The organism is Rahnella sp. PD12R, assembly GCF_019200965.1.
GTDB classification, from domain to species: Bacteria; Pseudomonadota; Gammaproteobacteria; order Enterobacterales; family Enterobacteriaceae; genus Rahnella; species Rahnella laticis.
This window is the reverse complement of the sequence record NZ_JAHTMS010000020.1, coordinates 18,856-31,150: the sequence shown is the minus strand read 5'-3', so window position 1 is coordinate 31,150 and position 12,295 is coordinate 18,856. Positions and strand designations below refer to the sequence as shown.

Here is a 12,295-nt window from a genome sequence, read left to right as displayed (position 1 = left end):
CCTTTCTACGGTACTTCGGCGCAAAAACTATGTGATATTTACAGTTCCATCGCGTGTGCGCTAAGCTCTTTTCGTCCCTCATTGGGACCCCCTTTTGATTTCTTGTTGAACCTTTGCAGTTGCCAGACCGCAAACTGTTTTAACAAATCAAAAGGGGTTTTTATAACTGGCTCAAAGCTGACAGCTTTACTGAACCCCCAGCCTAGCTGGGGGTTTTCTGTGCACAAATAAAAGGAGAGCCTAAGCTCTCCTTTATTCATCTCTGAAATACTTACTTTCTCAACCGGACGCTTTCAACCGCATGATTCGCGCTTTTCGTCAGGATTAGACTGGCTCTTTCCCTGGTCGGTAATATGTTTTCTTTTAAATTCAATCCGTTAATTTCGTTCCATAACTGGGTTGCAATATTTACTGCTTCTTCTTCCGGCAGTTTTGCATAGTGATGGAAATAGGAGTCGGGATCAGAGAATGCACCCTGGCGGAATTTCAGGAAGCGATTAATATACCAGCCCTGTAATAAATCTTCCGGTGCATCAACATATATTGAAAAATCAACAAAGTCAGAAACAAATACATGATGTGGATCGTGAGGGTAATCCATACCACTTTGTAAAACATTGAGCCCTTCAAGAATTAATATATCTGGTTGCTCAATAACTTTATTCCCATCGGGGATCACATCATAAATCAGATGCGAATACACCGGGGCAGTAACACGCTTAGCGCCTGACTTAACTTCAGAAACGAAGTTTACCAGCTGATGCATATCGTAAGACTGCGGGAACCCCTTCTTCTTCATGATCCCGCGTTCCTGCAACGTTTTATTGGGATAGAGAAATCCGTCAGTAGTAATCAGCTCCACTGAACGATGCTCTGGCCAACGGCTCAGCAATGCCTGCAGGACACGCGCTGTGGTGCTTTTGCCCACCGCAACACTTCCCGCAATGCCGATGACATAAGGTATTTTCTGTCCGTCTGTACCGAGGAACTGTTCGAGCACAGCTTGCCGGCGCAAGTTGGAACTGATGTAAAAATTGAGAAGGCGTGAAAGCGGCAGATAGATCTGCGCGACTTCCTCGAGAGATAAATCCTCATTGATACCTTTCAGGTTCACGACTTCCGCTTCTTTGAGCGTTAGCGGTACTGAATCACGTAAGGCCGCCCACTGCGTACGATCGAACTGCAGATAAGGAGTTGCCAAAGATGGGTCTCTTTTTTTCATAAGTTAAAGTCTGCCTGTTAGCGCAGGTCAGGAAAGGCGATCACGCCAACTCCAGACAGTAAACCAGCAGCATATTATAGACACCTTAATTTTCAGGAGAGATCTTTTTCTTATAACTTATCGATTTCTTTGATTGAGTTTAAAAATTTTTAAGAAAGTTATGCAAACAAGGAAGATATCGCAAAAGTTTGGGGCGGCTTTCGTCACCCCATGGGAGGTCAGAAGAGGGAAGGAGAGGAACAGGCAAACGCAGAGAGCCGCTTATAGTAGACCACTTCATTTTTCCGGCTGTAGCGGCCAGGTTCAACTTTCAAGGCTGCGCAGCGGTATCCCTGAGCACGGTAAAAGGCTTCTGCTTCAGAACCCGATTGCATATCAGAAGACAGAACGGTACAACGCAGATTCTGAGCAGTGTGTTCCAGTTCACGCATTAGCAATCTGCCGACGCCCCGGCGTCTCGCACGAGCACAAACTACAAGAGTATTAATTTCTGCCTCATGCGGTGAATCTGCCAGATGCGTTAAATTCAGCTGGACTGTTCCCATAACACCTTTTTCATCCCGGGCAATCCAGAGCACACGCTCATTTTGAGCAAGCGCGGGGCGCAAATCATCGAAAGAATCCTCGGCATCTTGCTGTTCTATGGCGTATGGAAAACCCGCAGAGCTTCCCTGTTGGTTGGCTTCTACCAGAAGTTGAGCTAGTTCGTCGCGATAGACAGGTAATGTCGCCGCATTCAGCATGACTATTTTCATTGCAGCACTCCTTTAAGAAACAGTGCATCCGCATAGAAGGCTGCAAAAATTGAGCCAACAAAAAATGCCGTTAAATCAGTATTAGCTAAAAAGAAAACGCCGATAAGTGATCTTTGACGGAGCAACAGCACATTTTCAGTGCAGAAATCGCCCAGACTGGCGGAGTGGATGATTTTTTTTGGGGATGAACAGAGAGGAAAAGGCGTGACATAGGCTCGACAACGAGATGTGAGGGGGGTGTTTTTGCACATTATTTGAACCTTCGAACGCATTAATTAGGGCAAAAGCCTATTTTTTGAATAAAACATGAGCGTTAGAACAAAACATGCAATTTATTTGTTGCATACCCCGTAAACTCTCCCTAGAATGCGCAGCACTTGATGCCGGCATAGCTCAGTTGGTAGAGCAACTGACTTGTAATCAGTAGGTCCCGAGTTCGACTCTTGGTGCCGGCACCATTCAAGTACTTAACAATTAGGTGGGGTTCCCGAGCGGCCAAAGGGAGCAGACTGTAAATCTGCCGTCATCGACTTCGAAGGTTCGAATCCTTCCCCCACCACCATACATGCTTCAGCAATGAAGCAACTTAAAGTGAAAGAGTCGCTTTAAGTGAAGGTGAGGAATTAAGTGTCTCACGTCCTTTTCCCCGTCTTCGAGTTCTTCAGAAAAATCAGGTAGCCGAGTTCCAGGATGCGGGCATCGTATAATGGCTATTACCTCAGCCTTCCAAGCTGATGATGTGGGTTCGATTCCCACTGCCCGCTCCAAGTATGTGCTGATATAGCTCAGTTGGTAGAGCGCACCCTTGGTAAGGGTGAGGTCGGCAGTTCGAATCTGCCTATCAGCACCACTTCCAAATTCTCCCTCCTGATTTTCTTTCTGTAAACTAATTCGTCAAGCAAATGCTTGGTTGATGTGGTGATACCACCGATTTAACCGTGTCTTAGAGGGACAATCGATGTCTAAAGAAAAGTTTGAACGTACAAAACCGCACGTTAACGTTGGTACTATCGGCCACGTTGACCACGGTAAAACTACCCTGACTGCAGCAATCACTACCGTTCTGGCTAAAACCTACGGCGGTTCTGCACGCGCATTCGACCAGATCGATAACGCACCAGAAGAAAAAGCTCGTGGTATCACCATCAACACTTCACACGTTGAATATGACACCCCAAGCCGTCACTACGCGCACGTTGACTGCCCAGGGCACGCCGACTACGTGAAAAACATGATCACCGGTGCTGCTCAGATGGACGGCGCGATCCTGGTTGTTGCTGCAACTGACGGCCCTATGCCTCAGACGCGTGAGCACATCYTGCTGGGTCGTCAGGTTGGCGTTCCTTACATCATCGTGTTCCTGAACAAATGTGACATGGTTGATGACGAAGAGCTGCTGGAACTGGTAGAAATGGAAGTTCGTGAACTTCTGTCTATGTACGACTTCCCAGGCGATGACACTCCGGTTGTTCGCGGTTCAGCGCTGAAAGCACTGGAAGGCGATGCAGACTACGAAGCAAAAATCATTGAACTGGCTGGCTTCCTGGATTCTTACATCCCAGAACCAGAACGTGCAATTGACAAGCCATTCCTGCTGCCAATCGAAGACGTATTCTCCATCTCCGGTCGTGGTACAGTTGTAACCGGTCGTGTAGAGCGCGGTATCGTTAAAGTCGGCGAAGAAGTTGAAATCGTAGGTATCAAAGATACCGTGAAATCAACTTGTACTGGCGTTGAAATGTTCCGCAAACTGCTGGACGAAGGCCGTGCAGGCGAGAACGTTGGTGTTCTGCTGCGTGGTATCAAACGTGAAGATATCGAACGTGGTCAAGTTCTGGCTAAACCAGGCTCAATCAAACCACACACCCAGTTCGAATCTGAAGTTTATATTCTGAGCAAAGATGAAGGTGGTCGTCATACTCCATTCTTCAAAGGCTACCGTCCACAGTTCTACTTCCGTACAACTGACGTGACCGGTACCATCGAACTGCCAGAAGGCGTTGAAATGGTAATGCCAGGCGACAACATCAAAATGGTTGTTACCTTGATCCACCCAATCGCGATGGATGACGGTCTGCGTTTCGCAATCCGTGAAGGCGGCCGTACTGTAGGCGCTGGTGTTGTTGCTAAAGTTATCGCTTAATCGCTGATAGTTTTTTGTCACTATACGTTGACGCAACACACCCGAAAAGGGCATCATTCGATGCCCTTTTTTCTACGCTGTGGTGCTAGAACCTATCTCATCAGCGATTTATACGTCATAATCACTGGTGAGATAGGCTCTGAGATATAGCGTAAAACACCGAATTGCGCTCGAGTAGAGCATCGATCGGTTTGGTTTGCCTCGCAATGCGAGGCAAAGTTGTTTGTTCTGAATCATTGTGACGGGTTGGTTTATGAGTGCGAATACCGAGGCTCAAGGGAGCGGGCGCGGCCTGGAAGCGGTAAAGTGGCTGGTTGTTGCCGTTTTGTTGGTTGTAGCTATTGTCGGTAACTATTATTACCGTGCATACAGCCTGCCGTTACGCGCGTTAGCCGTAGTAGTTATTATCGCAATTGCAGGCGCAGTGGCTTTATTGACCACCAAAGGCAAGGCGACAGTTGCGTTTGCTCGTGAAGCGCGCACCGAAGTACGTAAAGTCATTTGGCCAACGCGCCAGGAAACATTGCATACCACACTGATCGTTGCTGCGGTAACTGCCGTTATGTCTCTGATTCTGTGGGGGCTGGATGGTATTTTAGTCCGCCTGGTATCTTTCATTACTGGCTTGAGGTTCTAAATGTCTGAAGCACCTAAAAAACGTTGGTACGTCGTTCAGGCGTTTTCTGGCTTTGAAGGCCGCGTAGCGCAATCGCTGCGTGAGCACATCAAATTACATGACATGGAAGAACTGTTTGGTGAAGTCATGGTTCCAACCGAAGAAGTGGTTGAGATCCGTGGTGGCCAGCGCCGTAAAAGCGAACGTAAATTCTTCCCGGGTTATGTGCTGGTACAGATGGTGATGAATGACGCCAGCTGGCACTTAGTTCGCAGCGTTCCTCGTGTGATGGGCTTCATTGGCGGAACGTCAGATCGTCCTGCACCGATCAGCGATAAAGAAGTCGATGCGATCATGAATCGCCTGCAACAAGTGGGTGATAAGCCACGTCCTAAAACATTGTTTGAACCAGGTGAACTGGTACGTGTTAACGACGGTCCGTTTGCGGACTTCAATGGTGTGGTCGAAGAAGTTGATTACGAAAAAAGCCGCTTGAAAGTGTCTGTTTCCATCTTTGGCCGTGCAACACCGGTCGAACTGGATTTCGGACAGGTTGAAAAAGGCTAACGGCACCTTTCTAAATATTCATTAGAACAGATGTTGTACAGGGCGCGAAATTGAACTATAATTTCGCGCCTTTTGTTTTTATGCGCAGCCTCTGCGTGTGAAAAGTATGAAGTACTGTAAATAACGGGGAGCCTCTTCAAACAGGCGATATCACCCAAACGAGGATATTTACCATGGCCAAGAAAGTACAAGCCTACGTTAAGCTGCAAGTTGCAGCCGGTATGGCAAACCCAAGTCCGCCAGTTGGTCCAGCTCTGGGTCAGCAAGGCGTGAACATCATGGAATTCTGTAAGGCGTTCAATGCTAAGACTGATAGCATGGAAAAAGGCCTGCCAATTCCTGTTGTTATTACTGTTTATTCTGACCGTTCTTTCACCTTCGTTACCAAAACCCCTCCTGCAGCAGTACTGCTGAAGAAAGCGGCTGGTATCAAGTCTGGTTCCGGCAAGCCGAACAAAGACAAAGTTGGTAAAGTAACGAGTGCTCAGGTTCGTGAAATCGCAGAAACCAAAGCTGCGGACATGACTGGTTCTGACGTTGAAGCGATGACTCGCTCCATCGAAGGTACTGCTCGTTCCATGGGCCTGGTAGTGGAGGATTAATAGAATGGCTAAGCTGACCAAGCGCATGCGCGTGATCCGTGACAAAGTTGATGCTACTAAACAGTATGACATCACCGAAGCCGTTGCTCTGCTCAAAGAGCTGGCCACTGCTAAATTCGTAGAAAGCGTGGACGTTGCTGTTAACCTCGGCATCGATGCACGTAAATCTGATCAAAACGTTCGTGGTGCTACCGTTCTGCCTAACGGCACCGGTCGTTCTGTTCGCGTTGCCGTCTTCACCCAAGGTGCAAACGCTGAAGCTGCTAAAGCTGCAGGCGCTGAGCTGGTAGGTATGGAAGATCTGGCAGACCAGATTAAGAAAGGCGAAATGAACTTCGACGTTGTTATCGCATCTCCTGATGCAATGCGCGTTGTTGGCCAATTAGGTCAGGTTCTGGGTCCACGTGGCCTGATGCCTAACCCGAAAGTTGGTACTGTAACTCCTAACGTTGCTGAAGCAGTTAAGAATGCTAAAGCAGGTCAGGTTCGTTATCGTAACGACAAAAACGGCATCATCCATACCACCATTGGTAAGGTTGATTTCGAATCCGACAAGCTGAAAGAAAACCTGGAAGCTCTGTTGGTCGCTCTGAAAAAAGCGAAGCCTTCTCAGGCTAAAGGCGTTTTCATCAAGAAAGTAAGCCTGTCCACTACCATGGGCGCGGGTCTTGCTATTGATCAAAGCGGCCTGAGCGCAACAGTTAACTAATTAACTGCTGACGTTTATCGCTTTACGCGGGCGGTAGATTTGTCTAGAATCTATGGCCCGTTGTTTCGTTAATGCGAAACCAAGATTTTTCGGTTGGAGCCTGGCCTATCCAGGCCTCCGTCCAAGACCGCAGGTGTCCTGAAAAGGACTTAATCCTTCCTGCGTAGACGGTGACAGAGCCTGAAGAAAATATTTCTTTGTCTTTTTTATAAAGAGTTAAGATTTGTCTTTGCTGGATTCTCTGCTCACCGTGTTTGAACGCTTGATATCGATCTCGATAACAAGTGATGTGAGTTCCGGGGATTTTCCCCGGCCAAATCCAGGAGCAAAAAGCTAATGGCATTAAATCTTCAAGACAAACAAGCGATTGTTGCTGAAGTCATCGAAGTAGCCAAAGGCGCGCTGTCTGCGGTTGTTGCGGATTCCCGTGGCGTGACTGTAGATAAAATGACTGAACTGCGTAAAGCAGGTCGTGAAGCTGGCGTTTACATGCGTGTTGTTCGCAACACCTTGATGCGTCGCGTCGTAGAAGGTACTCAGTTTGAGTGCCTGAAAGACACGTTTGTCGGTCCAACCTTGATTGCATTCTCTACTGAACACCCAGGCGCTGCTGCCCGTCTGTTCAAAGATTTCGCTAAAGCGAATGCAAAATTTGAGGTTAAAGCTGCGGCCTTTGAAGGTGAGTTTATCTCTGCGGCTCAAATCGACCGCTTGGCAACTCTGCCTACTTACGAAGAAGCAATCGCACGCCTGATGGCAACCATGAAAGAAGCCTCTGCAGGCAAACTGGTTCGCACTCTGGCTGCTGTACGCGATCAGAAAGAAGCTGCTTAATCAGCCTTTCTTTTCTCGTTCATTTGCTTACGTATACACTATTTCTGAATTCTAGGAACACTTGAAATGTCAATCACTAAAGAACAAATCATTGAAGGCGTTGCAGCTCTGTCTGTAATGGAAATCGTTGAACTGATCTCCGCTATGGAAGAAAAATTCGGCGTTTCTGCTGCTGCTGCTGTTGCAGGTCCTGCTGCTGCTGCTGAAGCTGTTGAAGAAAAAACTGAGTTCGACGTTATTCTGGCTGCTGTTGGCGCGAATAAAGTTGCAGTTATCAAAGCTGTTCGTACCGCAACTGGCCTGGGTCTGAAAGAAGCTAAAGACCTGGTTGAGTCTGCTCCAGCAGCTCTGAAAGAAGGCATCAGCAAAGACGACGCTGAAGCTCTGAAAAAATCTCTGGAAGAAGCTGGTGCTTCTGTTGAAGTTAAATAAGTTTAACTTCCCGGAGTGCAGTCTGTCCTGACAGACTGATGGCTGGTGACTTTTTAGTCACCAGCCTTTTTGCGCTATATAGAGTGTCAGTGGTGTTTCACACTGTTTGAGCACTGAACTACTCTAATATCTCTTTCTATTAGACGACTTAATATATTGATGCCCCTTGCTGTAGCTCATCTACAGATAACGCACAACGAAATGATTTAAGCGTGATAGAAACGGGTATTGCGGGAAGCGTTTCTGCTTTCCGGTCGACATAAACGGTGTTGCATGAACTGTCCTTCTCAGGGCAGACAAGATTGGGTCACTGATCAGCGAGCTGAGGAACCCTATGGTTTACTCCTATACCGAGAAAAAACGCATTCGTAAGGATTTTGGTAAACGTCCACAAGTTTTGGACATTCCATATCTCCTTTCTATCCAGCTTGACTCGTTCCAGAAGTTTATCGAGCAAGATCCGGAAGGCCAGTACGGTCTGGAAGCTGCATTCCGTTCTGTATTCCCTATCAAGAGCTACAGCGGTAACTCTGAGCTGCAATACGTTAGCTACCGTCTTGGTGAGCCAGTATTCGACGTTAAAGAATGCCAGATCCGTGGTGTGACTTTCTCCGCGCCATTGCGCGTGAAACTGCGCCTGGTTATCTACGAACGCGAAGCACCAGAAGGTACGGTCAAAGACATCAAGGAACAAGAAGTCTATATGGGCGAAATTCCGCTCATGACCGAAAATGGTACCTTTGTGATTAACGGTACTGAGAGGGTTATCGTATCTCAGCTGCACCGTAGTCCGGGCGTATTCTTTGACAGCGATAAGGGTAAAACCCACTCATCGGGTAAAGTGCTGTACAACGCACGTATCATCCCTTACCGCGGTTCATGGTTGGATTTCGAGTTTGACCCGAAAGACAACCTGTTTGTACGTATTGACCGTCGCCGCAAATTGCCAGCGACCATCATTCTGCGTGCATTAAATTACACGACTGAACAGATCCTTGACCTGTTCTTTGACAAGGTGACTTACCAGATCCGCGACAACAAGTTGCAGATGGAACTGGTACCTGAGCGCCTGCGCGGTGAAACAGCTTCTTTTGATATCGAAGCTGACGGTAAGGTCTATGTTGAAAAAGGCCGCCGCATCACTGCACGTCATATTCGTCAGCTTGAAAAAGACGAAATTCAGCGCATCGAAGTTCCTGTTGAGTACATCGCAGGGAAAGTCGTTTCTAAAGACTACATCGACACCAATACCGGTGAGCTGATCGTCCCTGCTAACATGGAATTGTCTCTGGATCTGCTGGCTAAATTGAGCCAGTCCGGTCACAAAACCATTGAAACGCTGTTCACCAACGATCTCGATCATGGCGCGTACATGTCCGAGACCATTCGCGTCGACCCAACCAGCGATCGCCTGAGCGCACTGGTTGAGATCTACCGCATGATGCGTCCTGGTGAGCCACCAACGCGTGAAGCAGCTGAAAGCCTGTTCGAAAACCTCTTCTTCTCTGAAGATCGTTACGACCTGTCTGCTGTTGGCCGTATGAAGTTCAACCGTTCTCTGTTGCGTGATGAAATCGAAGGTTCAGGTATCCTGAGCAAAGACGACATCATCCAGGTGATGAGAAAGCTGATCGGCATCCGTAACGGTCAGGGCGAAGTGGATGATATCGACCACTTGGGTAACCGTCGTATTCGTTCTGTCGGCGAAATGGCTGAAAACCAATTCCGTGTAGGTTTGGTTCGTGTTGAGCGTGCGGTTAAAGAGCGTCTGTCTCTTGGCGACCTCGATACTCTGATGCCTCAGGACATGATCAACGCTAAGCCGATTTCGGCTGCGGTGAAAGAGTTCTTTGGTTCAAGCCAGCTGTCACAATTTATGGACCAGAACAACCCGTTGTCTGAGATCACGCACAAACGTCGTATCTCTGCATTGGGCCCGGGCGGTTTGACCCGTGAACGTGCTGGCTTTGAAGTTCGAGACGTACACCCGACTCACTACGGTCGCGTATGTCCAATCGAAACGCCAGAAGGTCCAAACATCGGTCTGATCAACTCCTTGTCTGTGTATGCACAGACCAATGAGTATGGTTTCCTGGAAACCCCTTACCGCCGTGTGCGCGAAGGTATGGTTACCGATGAAATTAACTACCTGTCTGCCATTGAAGAAGGCAACTTCGTAATCGCTCAGGCGAACTCCAACCTGGACGAAGAAGGCCGCTTCCTGGAAGACTTAGTCACTTGTCGTAGCAAAGGCGAATCAAGCCTGTTTAGCCGCGATCAGGTTGACTACATGGACGTTTCTACCCAGCAGATCGTGTCCGTTGGTGCTTCTCTGATTCCATTCCTGGAACACGATGACGCCAACCGTGCATTGATGGGTGCGAACATGCAACGTCAGGCAGTTCCAACCCTGCGCGCTGATAAGCCGCTGGTAGGTACTGGTATGGAACGTGCTGTAGCGGTTGACTCCGGTGTTACTGCCGTAGCTAAACGTGGCGGTATTGTTCAGTACGTGGATGCATCCCGTATCGTTATTCGTGTTAACGAAGAAGAGATGTACCCGGGCGAAGCAGGTATCGACATTTATAACCTGACCAAGTACACCCGTTCTAACCAGAACACCTGCATCAACCAGATGCCGTGTGTGAATCTGGGCGAACCAATCGAGCGCGGCGACGTGCTGGCAGATGGTCCGTCAACAGATCTGGGCGAACTGGCTCTGGGTCAGAACATGCGTGTCGCGTTCATGCCTTGGAACGGTTACAACTTCGAAGACTCCATCTTGGTCTCCGAACGTGTTGTGCAGGAAGATCGCTTCACGACCATCCATATCCAGGAACTGGCGTGTGTGTCCCGTGACACCAAGTTAGGGCCTGAAGAGATCACCGCTGACATCCCTAACGTGGGTGAGGCTGCGCTCTCTAAACTGGATGAATCCGGTATCGTTTATATCGGTGCTGAAGTGACCGGTGGTGACATTCTGGTCGGTAAAGTTACACCTAAAGGTGAAACCCAGCTGACTCCGGAAGAGAAACTGCTGCGTGCGATCTTCGGTGAGAAAGCGTCTGATGTTAAAGACTCTTCTCTGCGTGTACCAAACGGCGTTTCCGGTACGATTATTGACGTGCAAGTCTTTACCCGCGATGGCGTGGAAAAAGACAAACGTGCGTTAGAAATCGAAGAAATGCAGCTGAAACAGGCTAAGAAAGACCTGACGGAAGAGCTGCAAATTCTGGAAGCGGGCCTGTTTGCACGTATCCAGTCTGCGCTGGTTGCTGGCGGTGTTGAAGCTGACAAGCTGGGCAAATTGCCTCGCGACCGTTGGTTAGAACTGTCACTGACTGACGAAGACAAACAGAATCAGTTGGAACAGCTTGCTGAACAGTACGACGAACTGAAATCCGAGTTTGAGAAAAAACTCGAAGCTAAGCGTCGTAAAATCACTCAGGGCGATGATCTGGCACCAGGTGTGCTGAAAATCGTTAAAGTGTATTTGGCCGTTAAACGTCAAATCCAGCCTGGTGACAAGATGGCAGGCCGCCACGGTAACAAAGGTGTTATCTCCAAGATCAACCCGATCGAAGATATGCCTTACGATGAAAACGGGACTCCTGTTGATATCGTATTGAACCCGCTGGGCGTTCCATCACGTATGAACATTGGTCAGATTTTGGAAACCCACCTGGGTATGGCCGCGAAAGGTATTGGTGAAAAAATCAATGCCATGCTGAAGAAACATGAAGAAGTTTCTAAGCTGCGCGAGTTCATCCAGCGTGCCTATGATCTGGGCGACGATGTACGTCAGAAAGTTGATCTGAACACCTTCACCGATGACGAAGTATTGCGTCTGGCTGAGAACCTGAAAAAAGGTATGCCAATCGCAACACCAGTCTTCGACGGTGCGAAAGAGACAGAGATCAAGCAACTGCTTGAAATGGGCGGAATCCCTACCTCTGGCCAGATCACACTGTTTGACGGCCGTACCGGCGAGCAATTTGAGCGTCAGGTTACCGTCGGCTACATGTACATGCTGAAACTGAACCACCTGGTTGACGATAAGATGCACGCGCGTTCTACCGGTTCTTACAGCCTTGTTACTCAGCAGCCGCTGGGTGGTAAAGCGCAGTTCGGTGGTCAGCGCTTCGGTGAGATGGAAGTGTGGGCACTGGAAGCATACGGTGCCGCTTATACCCTGCAGGAAATGCTGACTGTTAAGTCCGATGACGTTAACGGCCGTACTAAGATGTATAAGAACATCGTAGATGGCGATCATCGTATGGAACCAGGCATGCCGGAATCCTTCAACGTACTGTTGAAAGAAATCCGTTCTCTGGGTATCAACATCGAGCTGGAAGACGAGTAAGTACTCGAATTCGCAATGATCACAGGGGCACCTGCCTGGCTGGAGACAGTCA

11 protein-coding genes, 4 tRNA genes and 1 pseudogene are annotated in these 12,295 nt (G+C 48.5%); 12 read left to right on the top strand and 4 right to left on the bottom strand.

What is annotated here, in order from left to right:
* From KWG64_RS24560 to KWG64_RS24545, 4 genes and pseudogenes are all read right to left on the bottom strand, one after another.
* Positions 1-82: pseudogene (locus KWG64_RS24560) on the bottom strand (IS200/IS605 family transposase); the annotation flags it as partial.
* Positions 83-271: 189 nt separating this feature from the next.
* A complete protein-coding gene (gene coaA, locus KWG64_RS24555; RefSeq protein WP_218523399.1) occupies positions 272-1,222 on the bottom strand; it encodes a type I pantothenate kinase in 951 nt (316 codons plus the stop codon).
* 218 nt (positions 1,223-1,440) lie between these two features.
* Positions 1,441-1,977, bottom strand: coding sequence for a GNAT family N-acetyltransferase (locus KWG64_RS24550; protein WP_218523398.1), 537 nt, complete (start codon positions 1,975-1,977; stop codon positions 1,441-1,443).
* Positions 1,974-2,228, bottom strand: coding sequence for a hypothetical protein (locus KWG64_RS24545; protein WP_218523397.1), 255 nt, complete (start codon positions 2,226-2,228; stop codon positions 1,974-1,976). Before KWG64_RS24545 ends, KWG64_RS24550 begins: the two co-directional genes overlap by 4 nt.
* A gap of 131 nt (positions 2,229-2,359) precedes the next feature.
* Here KWG64_RS24545 and KWG64_RS24540 point away from each other — a divergent pair.
* From KWG64_RS24540 to rpoB, 12 genes are all read left to right on the top strand, one after another.
* Positions 2,360-2,435 (top strand) — tRNA-Thr (locus tag KWG64_RS24540).
* Between the two features lie 19 nt (positions 2,436-2,454).
* Positions 2,455-2,539, top strand: a tRNA-Tyr gene (locus KWG64_RS24535).
* A gap of 130 nt (positions 2,540-2,669) precedes the next feature.
* A tRNA-Gly gene (locus tag KWG64_RS24530) sits at positions 2,670-2,744 on the top strand.
* A gap of 7 nt (positions 2,745-2,751) precedes the next feature.
* Positions 2,752-2,827: transfer RNA gene (locus KWG64_RS24525), tRNA-Thr, on the top strand.
* 108 nt (positions 2,828-2,935) lie between these two features.
* Entirely contained in the window at positions 2,936-4,120 is a 1,185-nt protein-coding gene (tuf, locus tag KWG64_RS24520) for an elongation factor Tu (protein WP_165061132.1), read from the top strand.
* Between the two features lie 253 nt (positions 4,121-4,373).
* Entirely contained in the window at positions 4,374-4,757 is a 384-nt protein-coding gene (gene secE / locus KWG64_RS24515; protein WP_034794996.1) for a preprotein translocase subunit SecE, read from the top strand.
* Entirely contained in the window at positions 4,758-5,303 is a 546-nt protein-coding gene (nusG, locus tag KWG64_RS24510) for a transcription termination/antitermination protein NusG (RefSeq protein WP_009639145.1), read from the top strand.
* Between the two features lie 173 nt (positions 5,304-5,476).
* The gene (rplK, locus tag KWG64_RS24505) at positions 5,477-5,905 is read left to right on the top strand and encodes a 50S ribosomal protein L11 (RefSeq protein ID WP_013577413.1); all 429 of its coding nucleotides are present in this window, start codon (positions 5,477-5,479) and stop codon (positions 5,903-5,905) included.
* A 4-nt stretch (positions 5,906-5,909) separates the two neighbouring features.
* Positions 5,910-6,614 carry a 50S ribosomal protein L1 gene (gene rplA / locus KWG64_RS24500; protein WP_101080118.1) on the top strand — a complete coding sequence of 235 codons (705 nt, stop codon included), beginning with the start codon at positions 5,910-5,912 and terminating at the stop codon, positions 6,612-6,614.
* 336 nt (positions 6,615-6,950) lie between these two features.
* Positions 6,951-7,448, top strand: a complete 498-nt coding sequence (rplJ, locus tag KWG64_RS24495) for a 50S ribosomal protein L10 (protein ID WP_013577411.1) — start codon at positions 6,951-6,953, stop codon at positions 7,446-7,448.
* A gap of 66 nt (positions 7,449-7,514) precedes the next feature.
* Positions 7,515-7,880: a 50S ribosomal protein L7/L12 gene (rplL, locus tag KWG64_RS24490; RefSeq protein WP_101080117.1), complete on the top strand. Its 366-nt coding sequence runs from the start codon at positions 7,515-7,517 to the stop codon at positions 7,878-7,880.
* Between the two features lie 334 nt (positions 7,881-8,214).
* Entirely contained in the window at positions 8,215-12,243 is a 4,029-nt protein-coding gene (rpoB, locus tag KWG64_RS24485; RefSeq protein ID WP_152325371.1) for a DNA-directed RNA polymerase subunit beta, read from the top strand.
* Positions 12,244-12,295: the final 52 nt, after the last annotated feature.